The sequence below is a fragment of the Frankia sp. CoWAU3 genome, from assembly GCF_977971855.1.
Genome location: NZ_CDWWXB010000191.1, coordinates 6,334 through 7,074 on the forward strand (window position 1 = coordinate 6,334; position 741 = coordinate 7,074).

The following is a 741-nucleotide window of genomic DNA, read 5'->3' on the forward strand; positions in this document are numbered from 1 at the left end:
CCCGATCCGGATCCACCGGAACCATCCCCCGACGGCCGCCCACCACCACCCGGCCCACCACGGCGGCCACCACCACCGGTGGCCACCACCGCGGCCGCCACGGAGCGCCTGCGCCCAGTAGGCGGTCTGCACCGCCTGCAACGCGGCCCGGAACGGCGCCCGGGACACCCCCTGCGCGAGCACATACGCCTCGGCGACCGGAATCAGCCGCCACACCAGGAACGGCATGAACGCGGCGATCCCGATCACCGCCATGCCCGTCAGATAGCGGCCCCACCCACCCGGTGTGGCCCGGTCCCCGTCCGCGGCGATCAGATCCGCGCCGACCCGCAACGCGATGAAAACCGCCGGTTTCGCGAACGCGACCGCCACCGTTATCTTCACCAGCTGGCCCGCCGCCTGCCGCGCCGACGGCATCGTCATCCCCGCGAACGACAACGGCGCCAACACGGCGACGATCATCGCCAGCGCGTTACGGACCACGAGTTCCAGAAAGACCATCACCGTCGCCAGGAACACCATCACGGAGACCAGCAGCCCGGGAATGTCCCGCGACGGCGGCAACGACACGATCGTCAGCAGCTCCTGCTGGCCCCCGTTACCGGAAAGCACCGCGACGGCGATGACATCGGTCAGGGACAGCAGCCGATCAACGAGCCAGGGAAACCCCAGGATCGCGAGCACCGCCAGCGGAATATCCCGCGCCAGCCGCGCGAACGCCCGCCCCGGCTCCCCCGACAC

The 741-nt window shown here is 70.9% G+C and carries 1 pseudogene; it reads right to left on the minus strand.

The window, feature by feature from the left end:
• Positions 1-741 (minus strand): annotated as a pseudogene (locus AC08ON_RS14860) (hypothetical protein); the annotation flags it as partial.